Origin of the sequence: Microbulbifer variabilis, from assembly GCF_020524905.1 — a bacterium.
GTDB classification, from domain to species: domain Bacteria; phylum Pseudomonadota; class Gammaproteobacteria; order Pseudomonadales; family Cellvibrionaceae; genus Microbulbifer; species Microbulbifer variabilis_A.
This window is the reverse complement of record NZ_JAIVKI010000030.1, coordinates 1-16,930: the sequence shown is the minus strand read 5'-3', so window position 1 is coordinate 16,930 and position 16,930 is coordinate 1. Positions and strand designations below refer to the sequence as shown.

12 protein-coding genes, 1 tRNA gene and 1 pseudogene are annotated in these 16,930 nt (G+C 55.3%); all 14 read left to right on the top strand.

Features of this window, described 5'->3' with window-relative positions; all coding sequences use genetic code 11:
- Positions 1-135 (top strand): annotated as a pseudogene (gene tuf / locus LC073_RS20615) (elongation factor Tu); the annotation flags it as partial.
- Between the two features lie 101 nt (positions 136-236).
- Positions 237-312, top strand: a tRNA-Trp gene (locus LC073_RS20610).
- A gap of 116 nt (positions 313-428) precedes the next feature.
- The gene (gene secE, locus LC073_RS20605) at positions 429-797 is read left to right on the top strand and encodes a preprotein translocase subunit SecE (RefSeq protein WP_226649395.1); all 369 of its coding nucleotides are present in this window, start codon (positions 429-431) and stop codon (positions 795-797) included.
- A gap of 10 nt (positions 798-807) precedes the next feature.
- Positions 808-1,341: a transcription termination/antitermination protein NusG gene (nusG, locus tag LC073_RS20600; protein ID WP_226649393.1), complete on the top strand. Its 534-nt coding sequence runs from the start codon at positions 808-810 to the stop codon at positions 1,339-1,341.
- A gap of 158 nt (positions 1,342-1,499) precedes the next feature.
- Positions 1,500-1,931 (top strand): 50S ribosomal protein L11, encoded by a 432-nt coding sequence (gene rplK / locus LC073_RS20595; protein ID WP_226649391.1) that lies wholly within the window; start codon positions 1,500-1,502, stop codon positions 1,929-1,931.
- Positions 1,932-2,627, top strand: coding sequence for a 50S ribosomal protein L1 (gene rplA, locus LC073_RS20590; RefSeq protein WP_226649389.1), 696 nt, complete (start codon positions 1,932-1,934; stop codon positions 2,625-2,627). It begins immediately after the preceding gene.
- A 279-nt stretch (positions 2,628-2,906) separates the two neighbouring features.
- The gene (gene rplJ / locus LC073_RS20585; RefSeq protein ID WP_226649387.1) at positions 2,907-3,401 is read left to right on the top strand and encodes a 50S ribosomal protein L10; all 495 of its coding nucleotides are present in this window, start codon (positions 2,907-2,909) and stop codon (positions 3,399-3,401) included.
- A gap of 77 nt (positions 3,402-3,478) precedes the next feature.
- Positions 3,479-3,844, top strand: a complete 366-nt coding sequence (gene rplL / locus LC073_RS20580; RefSeq protein ID WP_226649385.1) for a 50S ribosomal protein L7/L12 — start codon at positions 3,479-3,481, stop codon at positions 3,842-3,844.
- Positions 3,845-4,140: 296 nt separating this feature from the next.
- Positions 4,141-8,214 carry a DNA-directed RNA polymerase subunit beta gene (gene rpoB, locus LC073_RS20575; RefSeq protein ID WP_226649383.1) on the top strand — a complete coding sequence of 1,358 codons (4,074 nt, stop codon included), beginning with the start codon at positions 4,141-4,143 and terminating at the stop codon, positions 8,212-8,214.
- Positions 8,215-8,345: 131 nt separating this feature from the next.
- The gene (gene rpoC, locus LC073_RS20570) at positions 8,346-12,575 is read left to right on the top strand and encodes a DNA-directed RNA polymerase subunit beta' (protein WP_226649381.1); all 4,230 of its coding nucleotides are present in this window, start codon (positions 8,346-8,348) and stop codon (positions 12,573-12,575) included.
- Between the two features lie 249 nt (positions 12,576-12,824).
- Positions 12,825-13,199: a 30S ribosomal protein S12 gene (gene rpsL / locus LC073_RS20565; RefSeq protein ID WP_067150990.1), complete on the top strand. Its 375-nt coding sequence runs from the start codon at positions 12,825-12,827 to the stop codon at positions 13,197-13,199.
- Positions 13,200-13,309: 110 nt separating this feature from the next.
- Positions 13,310-13,780 carry a 30S ribosomal protein S7 gene (gene rpsG / locus LC073_RS20560; protein WP_226649378.1) on the top strand — a complete coding sequence of 157 codons (471 nt, stop codon included), beginning with the start codon at positions 13,310-13,312 and terminating at the stop codon, positions 13,778-13,780.
- 90 nt (positions 13,781-13,870) lie between these two features.
- A complete protein-coding gene (gene fusA, locus LC073_RS20555) occupies positions 13,871-15,976 on the top strand; it encodes an elongation factor G (protein ID WP_226649376.1) in 2,106 nt (701 codons plus the stop codon).
- Between the two features lie 76 nt (positions 15,977-16,052).
- A partial coding sequence (gene tuf / locus LC073_RS20550) for an elongation factor Tu (RefSeq protein WP_226649374.1) occupies positions 16,053-16,930 on the top strand: 878 nt, incomplete at its 3' end.

Below are 16,930 nucleotides of genomic sequence, written 5' to 3'. Positions count from 1 at the left end.
GTAATGCCGGGCGACAACATTCAAATGGTTGTTACCCTGATCGCTCCGATCGCCATGGAAGACGGCCTGCGCTTCGCTATCCGCGAAGGTGGTCGTACCGTAGGTGCGGGCGTTGTTGCTAAGATCATCGAGTAATCTTTGATCTTCGTGTCGCCGGGGTTCCCCGCTGACGCAATAGGTGAGAGGGTGGTCTGTAGCCCTCTCCATCTTCGGATGCTGTAGTATCCGTGCTGTACAGGCCAGTAGTTCAATTGGTAGAGCACCGGTCTCCAAAACCGGCTGTTGGGGGTTCGAGTCCCTCCTGGCCTGCCATTTTAATCACTCCGCTTGGGATGAGCTTAGGGGTGTCGCAAAACCCTACTTGTCAGTGGGGCTTTTGTGTTTTAAAGCGCTAAGGGCTTATCTATAGTGCGCTAAGGGCTTCTTATATGAATGCTAAAGCAGAAGCGAAAACCTTTCGTCTTGACGGCCTGAAGTGGCTGCTAATAGTACTGCTGGTTGGTGGTGCTGTGGCAGGCAATTCTTATTATGCCGAATTCCCCTTGATCTATCGCGTGTTAGCCGTTACTGCGATCTGCCTGGTTGCTCTGGTGGTAGCGGTAAAAACTGCTAAGGGTAATGCACTCTGGCAACTGTTGCGCGAGGCGCAAATGGAAGTCAGGCGCGTGGTTTGGCCGACTCGCCAAGAGGCCACCCAAACAACCGTGGTTGTGGTGGTTTTTGTGTTGATTATGGCACTAATTCTCTGGGGGTTGGACTCCGCTTTAGGTTGGGCGGCATCCAAACTCATCGGCTAAAGGTTAATACATGTCAAAGAATTGGTATGTGGTCCAGGCTTACTCGGGCTATGAGAAACGTGTCGCCAGCTCTTTAAAAGAGCGCATCGAGCTGCATGAAATGGACCACCTGTTTGGTGATGTGCTGGTTCCCACCGAAGAAGTGGTGGAGATGCGAGCAGGGCAAAAGCGCAAGAGCGAGCGCAAGTTCTTCCCAGGTTATGTCCTGGTGGAAATGGAACTGAATGACGATACCTGGCACTTGGTTAAAGAAACCCCCCGAGTGCTTGGTTTTATCGGTGGCAAGGCGGATAGGCCGGCCCCGATTACCGATCGAGAGGCTCAGGCTATCCTGAATCGAATCGACGATTCTGTCGATAAGCCCAAGCCCAAGACCCTGTTTGAACCAGGTGAAATGGTTCGGGTTATCGATGGTCCGTTTAATGATTTCAACGGTGTGGTCGAAGAGGTCAACTACGAAAAGAGCCGCCTGCGCGTGGCGGTGTTGATCTTCGGGCGTTCCACCCCGGTTGAACTGGAGTTTAGTCAGGTAGAGAAGACCTGATTCCAGTGTGAATTTTTTGCCCTCTTTCGCCGCGAGGTGGAAGGGGGTTTTCGCGTCCCCGGAAAATACATTTTATTGGTCGGGGCGGGGAGCCAGTTGCTGTAACCATTAAAGGTTAATTGCAGCCGGCGTTACCACCCATCTAGAGGAGAGCTGTAATGGCTAAGAAAGTAGAAGCTTATATCAAGCTGCAAGTTAAGGCCGGTCAGGCCAATCCAAGTCCGCCCGTTGGTCCTGCATTGGGTCAGCACGGCGTGAACATCATGGAGTTTTGTAAAGCGTTTAACGCCCAGACTCAGAGCCTTGAGCCGGGTCTGCCGGTGCCGGTTGTGATCTCTGTATATAGCGATCGCTCCTTCACCTTCATCATGAAGTCCCCGCCTGCCGCAGTGCTGCTGCGCAAGGCTGCCAAGATCAAGAGCGGTTCCGGTCGCCCGAACACCGAAAAAGTAGGTAAGGTTACCCGCGCTCAGATCGAAGAGATCGTAGAAATGAAGAAAGCCGATCTGACTGCATCCGATATGGACGCGGCCGTGCGCACTATCGCCGGTTCCGCACGCAGTGCCGGTATCGAAGTGGAGGGTCTCTAAGTGGCAAAATTGAGTAAGCGTCAGCGCGCAATCGCTGAAAAAGTGGAAGCTGGCAAAGCCTACGGTATCGAAGAAGCCGTAGCCCTGCTGAAAGAGCTGTCCAATGTTAAGTTCGCAGAGACCGTAGACGCCTCTGTAAACCTGGGTATCGACCCGCGTAAATCCGACCAGGCTGTTCGCGGTGCGACTACTCTGCCGCACGGTACCGGTAAAGAAGTTCGCGTAGCTGTTTTCACCCAGGGTGCAAATGCTGATGCCGCTAAGGAAGCGGGCGCTGACTTGATCGGTATGGACGAGCTGGCTGCCGACGTTAAAGCTGGCAAGATGGACTTCGACGTGGTTATCGCTTCCCCAGATGCGATGCGCGTTGTAGGCCAATTGGGTCAGATCCTCGGCCCGCGCGGCCTGATGCCGAACCCGAAGACTGGCACCGTAACTCCAGACGTTGCTACCGCAGTTAAAAATGCCAAAGCCGGTCAGGTGCGTTTCCGCGCTGACAAAGGCGGCATTATTCACGGCGGTATCGGCAAGGTTGCTTTCGATGCGAATGCACTGAAAGAAAACCTGGAAGCGCTGGTAGCAGACCTGAAAAAAGCCAAGCCGGCTTCTGCAAAAGGTGTGTACCTGAAGAAAATCACCCTGAGCACCACTATGGGCCCAGGTCTGGTTATCGATCAGTCTTCCCTGAATATCTAATTCAAGCTGTGCGTTGGCATTACCGGCGCACAGTAAATCGAACTTTGGGGTCCACTTGATGCTTCGGCAGAAATGTGGGCCGTCAAAGACCGTAGGTGCCTGATGCGTTGAGGTTTAACGTATCAGGCTTAATCCAAACCTCGGCCAGGTTGGCGTTGAGAGGTTTGAGCCTACGCAGACGGTGTCGCCCAAACCAGTATTTTTACTGGATTTGAGCTTTATGCACCGGAACGGATCGGACGATTGAGTCCGGTTTTTTTCAAATCCAGGAGTGACACTATGGCTATTGGACTCGAAGACAAGAAAGCGATTGTCGCAGATGTCCAGCAAGCTGCTAAGGGTGCTCTGTCTGCGGTAGTTGCGGATTCTCGCGGCGTTACCGTAAATGACATGACTGCCCTGCGCAAAGAGGCTCGCGAGAACGGCGTTTGGTTGAAAGTCGTCCGCAATACTCTGGCGCGTCGCGCTCTGGCAGGAACCGATTACGAATGTCTGACTGACAAATTCGTGGGTCCCAGTATTATTGCATTTTCCAGCGAACACCCAGGTGCCGGCGCGCGCATCCTGAGCCAGTTCGCCAAGGGCAATGACAAGCTGGAACTGAAAGGTGCTGCCTTCGAAGGCGCGATCACCGACGTCGCATTGTTGGCAAGCCTGCCGACTTACGACGAGGCGATCGCCAAGCTGATGAGCGTGTTGAAAGAAGCATCTGCTGGCAAGCTGGTCCGCACTATTGCGGCCATTCGCGACCAAAAAGAGCAGGAAGCTGCGTAATACATTCGCTTTAGCGAATCGCAGTTTCAAAACGAAATACGAGCAGCTACTGCTCAAACCAATTCAGGTAATGACTCATGTCTCTGACTAAAGAAGATATCATCAACGCTGTTGCCGAAATGTCTGTTAAAGACGTTGTTGAGCTGATCGAAGCAATGGAAGAGAAGTTCGGTGTAACTGCTGCAGCAGCAGTTGTAGCCGGCCCGGCTGCTGCTGAAGCAGCTGAAGAGAAAGACTCTTTCGACGTGATCCTGACCTCTGCAGGCGACAAGAAAGTAAACGTGATCAAGGTTGTTCGTGGCATCACCGGGCTGGGCCTGAAAGAAGCCAAGGCACTGGTTGACGGCGCTCCAAGCCCGCTGAAAGAAGGCGCAACCAAAGACGAAGCTGAAGCGGCTAAGAAAGAGCTGGAAGAAGCTGGCGCTACTGTAGAACTGAAGTAATTCGGTTACTGCGATTCCCGCTAGCAGTCGCGGAAAGCGGCAGATAGCGGTAAGGCTGGTGGATTTTTGTCCGCCGGCCTTTTTGCCGTTTGCGGTACTGAGGTTTAAGCGGTGCCGGCGGTATAAAAACCGTGGCAAACCTCAATTTAACCATAGCGCAGTTGCGCTGCTCGAAAGCAAGCGGAGAGGTTTCTGAACAGCATAGTAAGGCTGTATTGCTCAGAGGCTTCTCGCCCGGAGGGGCTCCCGAATGGAGTCCCACGAAGTCTTGTCACTGATCAAGCTGGGGAATTTGAATGGCTTACTCATATACTGAGAAAAAACGTATCCGCAAGGATTTTGGCAAACTGCCTAAGGTCATGGATGTGCCCTTCCTGCTTGCGATACAGCTGGATTCATATCGCAATTTTACACAGGCCGACAAGCGCCCCGACGACCGCTTGGACGTCGGCCTGCAGGCGGCGTTTAAATCCGTATTTCCGATTGTCAGCTATTCCGGCAATGCCGCCCTGGAGTACGTGAGTTATACGCTGGGTAAGCCCGCCTTTGATGTTAAGGAATGTACCCTGCGTGGCGTGACTTACGCCTGTCCGCTGCGTGTACGTGTGCGTCTGATTATTTACGATAGAGAGTCTGCGAATAAGTCCATCAAGGACATCAAAGAGCAGGAAGTGTACATGGGCGAGATTCCGCTCATGACCGATAACGGTACCTTTGTGATTAACGGTACCGAGCGTGTAATCGTATCCCAGCTGCACCGCTCCCCAGGTGTTTTCTTCGATCACGACAAAGGCAAGACTCACTCTTCCGGTAAGCTGTTGTACGCCGCGCGCGTAATCCCCTACCGTGGCTCCTGGCTGGACTTCGAGTTCGATCCAAAAGATCTGGTATTCGTACGTATCGACCGCCGTCGCAAACTGCCGGCGACCATCCTGCTGCGTGCACTGGGTTATAGCTCCCAGGAAATGCTGGAAATGTTCTTCGAGACCAGCAAGTTCGAGCTGCAGGAAGATCGCGTTAGCCTGGAACTGATTCCCTCCCGTCTGCGCGGTGACGTAGCTTCTTTTGATATTAAAGATGGTCAGGGCAAGGTGATTGTGGAAGAGGGGCGTCGTATCACCCCGCGCCATATTCGCCAACTGGAAAAGGCCGGCGTGGAAAAATTGGAAGCGCCACTGGAATACCTGTTTGGCCGCATCTTGGCGCACGACATCATCGATGACTCCACCGGTGAGATCACGATCGAGTGTAATACCGAAATCACCGCTGAGGTGATCGCGCAGCTGCGTGCTCTGAATATCAAGCAGTTCGAAACGCTGTACACCAACGATCTGGACCGCGGACCGTTTATTTCCGATACCTTGCGCGCGGAGCCTTCCCGCACCCAGCTGGAAGCTCTGGTAGAGATTTACCGCATGATGCGCCCGGGCGAGCCGCCCACCAAGGAGTCTGCGGAATCCCTGTTCGAAAACCTGTTCTTCACCGACGAGCGCTACGACCTGTCCGCCGTTGGCCGAATGAAGTTCAACCGCCGTCTGGGCCGCGAAGACGAAACCGGGCAGGGCACCCTGAGCAAAGAAGATATCGTCGATGTACTGAAGACATTGATCGACATCCGCAACGGCCAGGGTATGGTCGATGATATCGATCACTTGGGTAACCGCCGCGTGCGTTCCGTGGGCGAAATGGCCGAGAACCAGTTCCGTGTGGGTCTGGTACGTGTTGAGCGCGCGGTAAAAGAGCGCCTGTCCATGGCGGAGTCCGAAGGCCTGATGCCGCAGGACCTGATCAATGCCAAGCCGGTGGCTGCTGCGGTGAAGGAATTCTTCGGTTCCTCACAGCTGTCCCAGTTTATGGACCAGAACAACCCGCTGTCGGAAGTGACTCACAAGCGCCGTGTTTCCGCGCTTGGCCCAGGCGGTCTGACCCGCGAACGTGCCGGCTTCGAAGTGCGCGACGTACACCCGACGCACTACGGTCGCGTATGTCCTATTGAGACACCGGAAGGGCCGAACATCGGTCTGATCAACTCCCTGGCGACCTACGCCCGCGCCAACCACTACGGTTTCCTCGAGAGTGCCTACCGCAAAGTGGTTGATGGCAAGGTCACTGACGAAATTGAGTATCTGTCTGCGATCAACGAGGCCAACTACGTTATCGCCCAGGCCTCTGCTTCGGTCGATGCTAATGGCAGTTTCGTCGATGATCTGGTAAGCGTGCGTCACCACAATGAGTTTGCTCTGAAAGCTCCGGCAGAAATTCAATATATGGATGTCTCTGCCAAGCAGGTGGTTTCTGTAGCTGCGGCGATGATCCCGTTCCTTGAGCATGATGACGCCAACCGCGCATTGATGGGATCGAACATGCAACGTCAGGCGGTTCCGACCTTGCGCGCTGAAAAGCCGCTGGTGGGCACCGGTATGGAGCGCACCGTGGCGCGTGACTCCGGCGTGTGTGTGGTGGCCAAGCGCGGCGGTGTGATCGAGCGTGTCGATTCCGGCCGTGTCGTGGTTCGTGTGGCGGACGCAGAGGTGGAAGCGGGTGATGCAGGTGTAGATATCTACAACCTGACCAAGTACATCCGCTCCAACCAAAATACCTGTATCAATCAGCGCCCGATCGTGAACACCGGTGACCGTGTTGAACGTGGCGATATCCTTGCCGATGGGCCTTCTGTGGACCTGGGTGAACTGGCTCTGGGTCAAAATATGCGCATCGCATTTATGCCCTGGAACGGTTACAACTTTGAGGACTCCATCCTCATCAGTGAGCGCGTTGTACAGGAAGATCGTTTCACCACGATTCATATCCAGGAGCTGACCTGTATTGCCCGTGACACCAAGCTGGGCAGTGAGGAAATCACCGCGGATATTCCCAACGTGGGCGAGTCTGCACTGAACAAACTGGATGAATCCGGCATCGTGTATATCGGTGCGGAAGTGGGAGCCGGCGATATCCTGGTGGGCAAAGTGACTCCGAAGGGTGAGGCCCAACTGACCCCGGAAGAAAAACTGCTGCGCGCTATCTTCGGTGAGAAGGCCTCCGATGTTAAGGACACCTCTCTGCGCGCCCCGAGCGGCACCCGCGGTACCGTGATCGACGTGCAGGTGTTCACCCGCGACGGCCTGCAGAAAGACCAGCGCTCCATCGATATCGAGAAAGCTCAGCTCGACGAGGTTCGCAAGGACCTGAACGAGGAATATCGCATTGTTGAAGGTGCGACCTTCGAGCGTCTGCAGCAAGCGCTGCAAGGCCAGAAGGCTGCCGGTGGTAAAGGCATTAGCAAGGGTCAGGAGCTTACCGCTGAGGTACTGGGCGGACTGCCACGTGAAGACTGGTTCAAGCTGCGCATGGAAGACGAGAGTCTCAACGAGCAGCTGGAGAAGGCTGAAGCGCAACTGAAAGAGCGCCGCAAACTGCTCGACGAAGCCTTTGAAGACAAGAAGAAAAAACTGGAGTCCGGTGATGACCTGGCTCCGGGCGTGCTGAAAATCGTCAAGGTTTACCTGGCGATCAAGCGCCGTATCCAGCCGGGTGACAAGATGGCCGGTCGCCACGGTAACAAGGGTGTAATCTCCGTGATCAAGCCCGTTGAGGATATGCCTTACGACGAAAACGGTGAGCCGGTAGATATCGTTCTGAACCCGCTGGGTGTTCCCTCGCGGATGAACGTGGGACAGGTTCTGGAAATGCACCTGGGCATGGCCGCTAAAGGTCTTGGTGTAAAAATCGACAAGATGATCAAGGAACAACAGGAAGTCGCCAAGGTGCGTGGATTCCTGGAAGAGGTTTACAACTCCACTGGCGGTCGCAAGGAAGAGCTGGATCAGTTCTCCGATGAGGAAGTCATGACCATGGCGCAAAACCTGCGTCGCGGTGTGCCCATGGCGACTCCGGTATTTGACGGTGCCGATGAAGGCGAGATCAAACAGCTGCTGCGCCTCGCCGATATCCCCGATTCCGGCCAGATCACTTTGCATGACGGTCGTACCGGTGATGCTTTCGAGCGTCAGGTTACCGTGGGCTACATGTACATGCTGAAGCTGAACCACCTGGTAGACGACAAGATGCACGCGCGTTCCACGGGCTCCTACAGCCTAGTTACCCAGCAGCCGCTGGGTGGTAAGGCACAGTTCGGTGGTCAGCGTTTCGGGGAGATGGAAGTGTGGGCGCTGGAAGCCTACGGCGCCGCTTACACCCTGCAGGAAATGCTCACGGTCAAATCCGACGATGTGGAAGGGCGGACCAAGATGTACAAAAACATCGTGGATTCCGACCACCGTATGGAGCCCGGCATGCCGGAGTCCTTCAACGTACTGGTTAAGGAAATCCGCTCTCTCGGTATGAACTTCGAGCTCGAGCACGAGTAAGACCGATTGGTGCAAAAGCCTGTTCGCAGGTGAATTGAGACAAGTGCCGGTACCCCGAAAGCTGTGGGGTTGCCGGCCCGCCCGGCCCGGCGTAACGGCCGGGTTGACTACCCCCTAGTGGAGGAAAGGCCTTGAAAGATTTATTAAATCTGGTGAAGTCCCAGGAGCACCTGGAAGAGTTTGATGCGATTCGTATCGGTCTGGCTTCGCCCGACATGATCCGCTCCTGGTCCTACGGCGAAGTGAAGAAGCCGGAGACCATCAACTACCGTACCTTCAAACCCGAGCGTGAAGGTCTGTTTTGCGCCAAGATCTTCGGTCCGGTCAAGGACTACGAGTGCCTGTGCGGTAAGTACAAGCGCATGAAGCACCGCGGAATTATCTGTGAGAAGTGCGGTGTTGAGGTAACCAAAGCCAAGGTGCGCCGTGAGCGTATGGGCCACATCGAACTGGCCAGCCCGGTTGCGCACATCTGGTTTCTGAAATCCCTGCCGTCCCGTATCGGTCTGCTGCTGGATATGACCCTGCGCGATATTGAGCGTGTGCTCTACTTCGAATCCTACGTGGTCACCGAGCCCGGTATGACCACCCTGGAGCGCGGCCAGCTGCTGAACGATGAGCAGTACTTTGAGGCGATGGAAGAGTTCGCCGATGAGTTCGAAGCGAAAATGGGTGCCGAGGCAATCCAGGAATTGATGGCAGATATCGATCTGCCAGTGGAAATCCAGCGCCTGCGCGAAGAGATCCCGGCGACCAATTCCGAGACCAAGATCAAGAAGCTGTCCAAGCGTCTGAAACTGCTGGAAGCCTTCTACAAGTCCGGTAACAACCCGGAGTGGATGGTGATGAAGGCTCTGCCGGTTCTACCGCCAGACTTGCGCCCTCTGGTACCGCTGGATGGTGGCCGTTTTGCCACCTCCGATCTGAACGATCTCTATCGTCGCGTGATCAACCGTAACAACCGCCTGAAGCGCCTGCTCGAGCTGAATGCGCCGGATATTATCGTGCGCAACGAAAAGCGCATGCTACAGGAATCTGTGGATGCGCTGCTGGACAACGGCCGTCGCGGACGCGCCATCACCGGCTCCAACAAGCGCCCGCTGAAGTCTCTGGCAGACATGATTAAAGGTAAGCAGGGTCGTTTCCGTCAGAACCTGCTGGGTAAGCGTGTGGACTACTCCGGTCGTTCCGTGATCGTGGTTGGCCCGACCCTGCGCCTGCATCAGTGTGGTCTACCCAAGAAAATGGCCCTGGAGCTGTTCAAGCCGTTTATTTTTGGCAAGCTTGAAGCTCGCGGTCTGGCAACAACCATCAAAGCTGCCAAGAAAATGGTGGAGCGCGAAGAATCTGTCGTATGGGATATTCTCGACGAGGTGATCCGCGAGCACCCGGTACTCCTCAACCGTGCACCGACCCTGCACCGTCTGGGGATCCAGGCGTTCGAGCCGGTACTGATTGAAGGTAAAGCGATCCAGCTGCACCCGCTGGTTTGTGCGGCCTATAACGCCGACTTCGACGGCGACCAGATGGCGGTACACGTGCCTCTGACCATCGAGGCGCAGCTGGAATCCCGCGCGCTGATGATGTCCACCAACAACATCCTGTCGCCCGCCAACGGTGAGCCGATCATCGTACCGTCCCAGGACGTAGTATTGGGTCTCTACTGGATGACCCGCGAGCGCGTGAACGATAAAGGCGAGGGTATGTCCTTCTCCGATATCAAGGAAGTGAGCCGCGCCTATTATGCCAAGCAGATCGGTCTGCAGGCTCGTGTGAAAGTACGTATTGATGAAGCCATTGTCGGTGAAGATGGCGAGAAACATCCCTCTCGTAAGGTCTACGACACTACGGTTGGTCGTGCGCTGCTGTGGAATATTGTACCGGAAGGCCTGCCTTTCGATATGGTCAATCAGCCGATGAAGAAGAAGGCTATTTCGCGCATTCTGAACGAGTGTTACCGCAAGGTCGGTCTGAAGGCGACCGTTATTTTCGCCGACCAGCTGATGTATACCGGTTTTGATTTCTCCACCAAGTCCGGTTCCTCCATCGGTGTAAACGACTTCGAGATCCCCGCAGCGAAAGCCGACCTGATCGCAGCCGCTGAAGCGGAAGTGAAGGAGATTGAGGCCCAGTTTTCCTCCGGTCTAGTAACCGCCGGTGAGAAATACAATAAGGTGATCGACGTTTGGTCCCGCACCAACGACAAGGTGACCCAGGCGATGATGGCCGGTATCAAGAAAGAGCCGGTGATCGACCGCGAGGGTAAAGAGGCTGAGCAGGACTCTTTTAACTCCGTATACATGTACGCTGATTCCGGTGCGCGGGGCTCCGAAGCGCAGATTCGTCAGCTCGCCGGTATGCGTGGTCTGATGGCCCGTCCGGACGGTTCCATTATCGAGAACGCCATTACCGCGAACTTCCGTGAGGGTCTGACCGTACAGCAGTACTTCATTTCAACCCACGGTGCTCGTAAAGGTCTGGCGGATACCGCACTGAAAACTGCGAACTCCGGTTACCTGACTCGTCGTCTGGTGGATGTTGCTCAGGACGTAGTAATTACCGAGTTGGATTGTGGCACTGACGACGGCCTGACCATGGCACCGGTGATCGAAGGCGGTGACGTCATCGAATCGCTCGGTGACCGTATCCTGGGTCGTGTGGTTGCCCGCGATGTATTGAAGCCCGGCAGTGACGAAATTGCCGTTTCCGCCGGCACCATGATCGACGAGAAATGGGTAGAGCGCATCGAAGCCATGGGTATCGATGAGGTTCTGGTTCGCTCCCCGATCACTTGTACCACGGCGCATGGTATCTGTGCCCAGTGTTACGGCCGCGACCTGGCTCGAGGCCATCGCGCCAACCCCGGTGAGGCTGTGGGTGTTGTTGCCGCACAGTCCATCGGTGAGCCGGGTACCCAGCTGACCATGCGTACCTTCCATATCGGTGGTGCTGCAAGCCGTGCTTCTGCCGCAGATAGCATTCAGGTGAAGCTGGGTGGCATCGTACGTCTTCACAACGTGAAAACCGTTAAGACCGAAGCTGGTAACCTGGTAGCGGTTTCCCGTTCCGGTGAACTGGCTATTGCCGATAGTGCCGGTCGTGAACGGGAGCGTTACAAACTGCCTTACGGTGCTGTGATCAGCGTCTATGAGGGTGCTGAGGTGAATGGTGGCCAGATCGTGGCCAAGTGGGACCCGCACACCCACCCGATCATTACCGAGGTTGCCGGTTGGGTGAAGCTCTCCGGTATGGAAGACGGTCTCTCTATCCGCAAACAGACCGACGAAATTACCGGCCTGTCCTCGATCGAGATTATCGATCCGGCCGAGCGTCCCTCTGCGGGTAAAGACCTGCGTCCGGCGGTGACCCTGGTTGATGAGAATGGTGAAGAGCTAACCCTGGCCAACAGTAATGCGCCTGCACACTACGCACTGCCACCGCGTGCGATTCTTAGCCTGAAGAATGGCGACAAGGTGAACCTGGGTGACGTTATCGCGCGTATTCCGCAGGAATCCGGCGGTACCAAGGATATCACCGGTGGTCTGCCGCGCGTTGCCGACCTGTTCGAAGCGCGTAAGCCGAAAGAGCCGTCCATTTTGGCGGAAATCTCCGGTACCGTTTCCTTCGGTAAAGAGACCAAAGGCAAGGTGCGTCTACAGATTACCCCGCGTGACGGTAAGCCACTGGCCAGCGGAAAGGACCACTACGAGGTTCTGATTCCGAAGCACCGTCAGCTGACTGTGTTCGAAGGTGAAACTGTTGAGAAGGGCGAGGTGATCTCCGATGGCCCATCCAACCCGCACGATATCCTGCGCCTAAAAGGTGTGGAAGAACTGGCGCGTTACATCACTAACGAGATCCAGGAAGTTTACCGTCTCCAGGGTGTAGGCATTAACGATAAGCACATCGAGACTATCGTGCGGCAGATGCTGCGTAAGGTGGAAATCCTTGAGATGGGCGATTCCAGCTTGATTAAAGGCGACCAGGTGGAATACCAGCGTGTAATCGAAGAGAACGAGCAGCTTCGCGCCGAAGGCAAGCAGCCCGCACAGTTCGAGCGTCTGCTACTGGGTATCACCAAAGCGTCTCTGGCCACCGAATCCTTCCTGTCTGCGGCCTCGTTCCAGGAGACCACCCGTGTTCTGACCGAAGCGGCGGTAACCGGCAAGGAAGACGGCCTGCGCGGCTTGAAAGAGAACGTGGTTGTTGGCCGTCTGATTCCGGCCGGTACCGGTCTGGCCTACCACAGCGAGCGCAAGCGCAAGCGCACCTTGCAGCTGGAAGAAACCTTCGGCGAAGGTCCTTCCGCAGCAGAGGTGGAAGCGGCACTGACCGAGGCCCTCAAGTCCTCTGGCGAATAAGGCGTATTCCACTCCATCCGATGATGGAGTGGGGTAGGTCGGGGCACTTCGGTGTCCGATCTGATATTGGCGACTGTCTGTGATGTAAGCACTTACTTCTGTCGCCGATTGACTAGGCGGGTTGTCGCTTATAGAATGCGGCCCCCGCTGATGTGGGGTGTTTCGTTCGACCTTTGGGTCGGCGCTACACACAGACGATAGGCCCTCACTTTTAGAGGTGAGGGCATTTTATTTTTGGAGTGATTTTTAATGGCAACGATCAACCAGTTGGTTCGTAAGCCGAGAAAACGCAAAGTCGAAAAAAGCGACGTTCCCGCTCTGCAGGCTAGCCCGCAGCGTCGTGGAGTTTGCACTCGCGTGTACACCACTACACCGAAAAAGCCGAACTCCGCACTGCGCAAGGTTTGCCGTGTGCGTCTGACCAACGGTTACGAAGTAACTTCGTACATCGGTGGTGAAGGCCACAACCTGCAGGAGCACAGCGTGGTACTGATTCGCGGCGGTCGTGTAAAAGACCTGCCGGGTGTGCGCTACCACACTGTACGCGGTGCACTTGACTGTGCCGGCGTAAACGACCGCAAGCAGGGCCGTTCTAAGTACGGCGCCAAGCGTCCTAAAGGTTAATCTCCTTTAACGATTTGCGTTTCGGTTTCCAACCGGAGTAAGGCTGAGCTCGCCGGATTGTAAGGTTTTACGGCGGCGTCTCGGAATAACCCTGAAGAGAGGCAATACCCATGCCGAGAAGACGAGTAGTCGCTAAGCGCGAAGTACTACCCGACCCCAAGTTCGGGAACGTCACCCTGGCCAAGTTCATGAACCATGTCATGATCAGCGGCAAGAAGTCAGTAGCAGAGCGCATCGTATACGGTGCCCTTGAGACTGTTTCTGAAAAATTAAACAAAGACCCTATCGAAGTATTTGAAGAGTCTTTGGAAAACATCGCGCCTATGGTGGAAGTTAAATCCCGCCGTGTTGGTGGTGCGACTTATCAGGTGCCTGTAGAGGTGCGCCCCGCGCGCCGTATGGCTCTGGCAATGCGTTGGTTGGTAGAGTTCTCCCGCAAGCGCGGCGAGAAGTCCATGGCTCAGCGCCTGGCCAATGAAATGATCGATGCAGCTCAGAACAAGGGCGGCGCGGTCAAGAAGCGTGAAGATGTGCACCGTATGGCGGAAGCCAACAAGGCGTTCTCTCACTACCGCTTCTAAGTCTGATGATTACCAACATCGGAAATTAATACCGAAAGGCAGCACGGAAATTTCCAGGCTGCCTTTTGCCGTTATATCGAGGATACAACTGTGGCACGTAAAACGCCTATCGCACGCTACCGCAATATCGGTATCTGTGCCCACGTAGACGCCGGTAAAACCACCACTACTGAGCGCGTACTTTTCTACACTGGTCTGTCCCACAAAATTGGTGAGGTGCATGAAGGCGCCGCAACCATGGACTGGATGGAACAGGAGCAGGAGCGTGGTATTACCATCACCTCCGCTGCAACCACCTGTTTCTGGGCTGGTATGCAGCAGCAGTTCGATCAGCACCGCATCAACATCATCGACACCCCTGGACACGTTGACTTCACCATCGAAGTAGAGCGCTCTCTGCGCGTACTCGACGGTGCGGTTGTTGTGCTGTGTGGCTCCTCAGGTGTTCAGCCCCAGACAGAAACCGTTTGGCGTCAGGCCAACAAATACCACGTGCCACGCATGGTATTTGTGAACAAGATGGACCGCGCCGGTGCGAACTTCCGCAACGTAGTGAGCCAGCTGAAAGACCGTCTGAATGCGAACGCTGTACCGCTGCAAATGACCATCGGTGCCGAGGATGAGTTCAAGGGTGTTGTTGACCTGGTGAAGATGAAGGCCATTCTGTGGAATGAAGCCGATCAGGGCATGACCTTCGAATACGCCGACATCCCCGCAGACATGCAGGACGAGTGCGACGAAATGCGCGAGTACCTGGTAGAAGCGGCGGCTGAAGCCAACGAAGAGCTGATGGAGAAGTACCTGGAAGAGGGTGAGCTGACCGAAGAGGAAATCAAGGCAGCGATCCGTCAGCGTACTCTGGCCAACGAAATCGTACCGGTTTTGGGCGGCTCCGCATTCAAGAACAAAGGTGTACAGGCGGTACTGGATGCAGTTATTGAATACCTGCCGGCGCCGACTGAAGTTAAGGCGATCGAAGGTACTCTGGAAGACGGTGAAACCGTTGAGACCCGTGAGGCAGACGACGATGCTCCTTTCTCTGCCTTGGCGTTCAAAATTGCGACCGACCCCTTCGTTGGTACTCTGACCTTCTTCCGTGTTTACTCCGGTAAGCTTGAGAGCGGTACTGCGGTATACAACTCCGTAAAAATGAAGAAAGAGCGCGTTGGTCGTATGGTGCAGATGCACTCCAACGATCGCAAAGAAATCAAAGAAGTACTGGCGGGCGACATCGCGGCTGCGATTGGCCTGAAAGACGTGACCACTGGTGACACTCTGTGTGCCGAAAACGCCAAGATCGTTCTTGAGCGTATGGAATTCCCTGAGCCGGTAATTTCCGTAGCGGTTGAGCCCAAGTCCAAGCCGGATCAGGAAAAAATGGGTATCGCTCTGGGCAAGCTGGCCCAGGAAGACCCGTCTTTCCGTGTGAAGACCGACGAAGAAACCGGCCAGACCATTATCTCCGGTATGGGTGAGCTGCACCTGGACATCATCGTCGACCGTATGCGTCGCGAGTTTAACGTTGAAGCGAACATCGGTAAGCCGCAGGTAGCCTACCGTGAAGCAATCCGTAACACCTCTGAGATCGAAGGTAAGTTCGTTCGTCAGTCCGGTGGTCGCGGTCAGTTCGGTCACGTTTGGGTGAAGTTTGAGCCCGCCGAGGACGAGTCCCAGGAAGGTCTGGAATTCGTTAACGAAGTCGTGGGTGGTGTGGTACCGAAGGAATATATCCCGGCGGTACAGAAAGGTATCGAAGAGCAGATGAAAAACGGTGTTCTGGCTGGCTTCCCGCTGCTGGGCCTGAAGGCGACTCTGTACGACGGTTCCTACCACGATGTGGACTCCAGTGAAATGGCGTTTAAAATCGCCGGTTCTATGGCAACCAAGAAACTGTCCTCCGTGGGCGGTGCGGTTCTGCTTGAGCCGATGATGAAGGTAGAAGTCGTTACTCCGGAAGAAAACATGGGTGATGTGGTTGGCGACCTCAACCGTCGTCGCGGCCTGATCCAGGGTATGGAAGACAACCCCTCCGGTAAGGTTGTAAACGCGGAAGTACCTCTGGCAGAGATGTTCGGTTACGCAACCGACCTGCGCTCTGCCACTCAGGGCCGTGCTACCTACACCATGGAGTTCCTGAAGTACGCCGAAGCGCCGAAAAACGTTGCCGATGAGATCATCGCCAAGAACAAAGCCTAATTAACTTCTGCTCAAGGGGGGCCGGGCCAACAGCTGGGGCCCCTTTGGCAAACTTTTAGCTAGAGGACATCTAAAGATGGCAAAAGAAAAGTTTGAACGTTCCAAGCCCCACGTGAACGTGGGCACCATCGGTCACGTTGACCACGGTAAAACCACCCTGACTGCTGCTCTGACTCGCGTATGTGCGGAAGTGTGGGGCGGTAACGCCGTTGCTTTCGACGGTATCGATAATGCTCCTGAAGAGCGTGAGCGTGGTATCACCATCGCTACCTCTCACGTTGAGTACGAGTCCCCGGTTCGCCACTACGCGCACGTAGACTGCCCCGGACACGCCGACTACGTTAAGAACATGATCACCGGTGCCGCTCAGATGGACGGCGCTATTCTGGTATGTTCTGCTGCTGACGGCCCCATGCCGCAGACTCGTGAGCACATCCTGCTGTCTCGTCAGGTAGGTGTACCTTACATCGTGGTATTCCTGAACAAGGCGGACATGGTAGACGACGAAGAGCTGCTCGAGCTGGTAGAGATGGAAGTTCGCGAACTTCTCGATCAGTACGAGTTCCCCGGTGACGACACTCCGATTATCGTTGGTTCTGCTCTGATGGCCCTGAACGGCGAAGACGACAACGAAATGGGTACTACCGCTGTTAAGAAGCTGGTTGAAACCCTGGACGAGTACATCCCTGAGCCAGAGCGTGCAATTGACCTGCCGTTCCTGATGCCGATCGAAGACGTATTCTCTATTTCTGGCCGTGGTACTGTTGTTACCGGTCGTGTAGAGCGCGGCATTATCCGCACTGGCGACGAAGTTGAGATCGTTGGTATCCACGACACCACCACCACCACCTGTACTGGTGTTGAAATGTTCCGCAAGCTGCTCGACGAAGGTCGTGCTGGTGAGAACATCGGTGCGCTGCTGCGTGGCACCAAGCGTGACGAAGTAGAGCGTGG